At 41.3% G+C, this 1978-nt stretch carries 2 protein-coding genes and 1 pseudogene; all 3 read right to left on the reverse strand.

The window, feature by feature from the left end:
- Positions 1–468: MATE family efflux transporter (locus tag T494_RS0104450; RefSeq protein ID WP_197021118.1), on the reverse strand; the 468-nt coding region annotated here is incomplete at its 3' end.
- 577 nt (positions 469–1045) lie between these two features.
- A complete protein-coding gene (locus T494_RS0104455) occupies positions 1046–1738 on the reverse strand; it encodes a recombinase zinc beta ribbon domain-containing protein (RefSeq protein ID WP_278244652.1) in 693 nt (230 codons plus the stop codon).
- 24 nt (positions 1739–1762) lie between these two features.
- Positions 1763–1942, reverse strand: a pseudogene (locus T494_RS14275) (recombinase family protein); the annotation flags it as partial.
- Positions 1943–1978 lie beyond the last annotated feature (36 nt).

The raw sequence follows: 1978 nt of genomic DNA on the forward strand, positions 1-1978 counted from the left end.
CTCGTCTCCGTCACTGTAGACCATCTGCTCAAGATAGAATATCACAATGGTCAGAAAAGCGTTGATAGGTACGAGTCGGTAATACTTGGTCGCCTGTTCCAGAGTTTCTCCCGTGATGCCGCTCACGCTGAAATAGGCGTTTTGGAACACAAGAATCAAAAGCGCGGAGATCAGTCCGAGACCAATGCTGATTATGAGCCCCTGCCCGAATATCTCGTCGGCACGGCGTTTTCTCATAGCTCCGACCTCTCGTGTGAAAACAATGCCTACGCCTGTTGAGGCGAGATCCCCGAAAAATGTGACGACAGCTGTTACGGGTGTGATCGCATTGATCCCGGCAACACCGTTCTCGCCTATGAAGAACCCGGCAATGATGCTGTCGCTCAGCAACATCAGATACATGACTGCCTTAGTGAACGTGCCTGATATAAGCATAGACCTGAATTTCTTTTCACAGAATCCTTTCATGATTGACCACCCCTTTCATGCCTGTATCAGCTGACCTTAACTTGTGCATTTTTAGATAACGGCTAAGAGCATTGTGCCACAGATAAATTATATCACATTTTGTTAATAATAGCTGTTATCAAATACACAAATAATACCTATGTTGTATGTGCATATTGCATATATGATTATATCAAATTACTCGCTGCAGTTTTATAGGATTTAGTATCTGCTTATGTTATTATACTGAATGGTGGGTCTATGACCCAGCATTCTAAATCTGTTTTTTCGAACGATATTTTAAAAGATAAATAGGGTCAACTCATGAAACAGCGTAGATACGCCATTTTATACTTTCACTGTCGTGTCGCTACCCTCAGGTGCTAGTGTTCGAAAGGACGTGTGGGTTCAAGTCCCACCATCTGCACTACAAAAGCTCGTATTTACGAGCTTTTCTTTTTTATCTTGTTGCTGCTGTCATAGTCATTGCATATTTCAGAGTGATGTCTTGATATACGCAATCGAAAAAGCTATAATTTGTTTCATATCTTCTCAAAGCACAAAAACAGACGTGAATTTCACGCCTGTTTTTTGGTTTTTAGTCAGGTATTTCAATCTCTTTGTTGTCTCCGAGCTTTCCATTCATCTCGAACTTTATATCCAATGTCTTATCTTCATTCTGATGTACCAATATCTTGTTCACAACCATTCTCATGCTTATGTCAGATATGGTATCCTGGGCTAGTATCTCTTTCAGGAACTCAGCGAAGTTATCCAGTTCCTCCTGTCTCTTTTTGCAGACTAGGTTATATTGCTTGAGCTCCTTGTTTTTCCTGTTCAGCTCCTTGACCTCTTTTTGTTTCTTGTTGATCATTTTGTCGTAGAGCTCTTTCCTGCCAAGGTCGTTAAGTCTCTCCATTATAAGGTTCTCAATATCCTCGTTCGTTTTCTCTATCTTTTGCTCGTTTTCTTGTATCTTCTTATCGTAGACAGGCTTTTTTCTCTGCCATTCTTTGACGATATGCTCATACCTCTTGCCCTCACTTATAATATGTTTATACCACGATTTCATCTCATCCTTTAGAAGAGCATCAAGCATATCCTCCCTTATGGTATGAGGTGTACAGTACTCCTTTCCATACCGGTGAGAAGTATTGCAGCTGTATTGTACATAAGTCGAGCCTTTCCAATGTCTTGTTCTGGCGGTGAGATTCGCACCACATTCTGCACATTTAAGTATTCCAGCATATCTATGCAGCTTATTGCCGTTGCTGCTTCGTGGATGGATCACCGACCGCTGCCCAAGCAGGAACTGCGCCTGATCCCAAGTCTCTTTATCTATTATCGCTTCACAGAAGTTTTCATGCCTGAACTGCTCTTTTTTGTCAATAAACGACTTCGTTTTATATATCTTAGAAGTCACGCTTTTATGATTCACCATTGTTCCTATGTATATTTCATTTGTAAGTATGCGTTTTACCGCTGTCTGTACCCAAAGGTATCTTTTGCTGAAATCCGGTTTCCAATCTGC

The sequence above is a fragment of the Ruminococcus sp. FC2018 genome (assembly GCF_000621805.1).
In the GTDB taxonomy this organism is placed as follows: domain Bacteria; phylum Bacillota; class Clostridia; order Oscillospirales; family Ruminococcaceae; genus Hominimerdicola.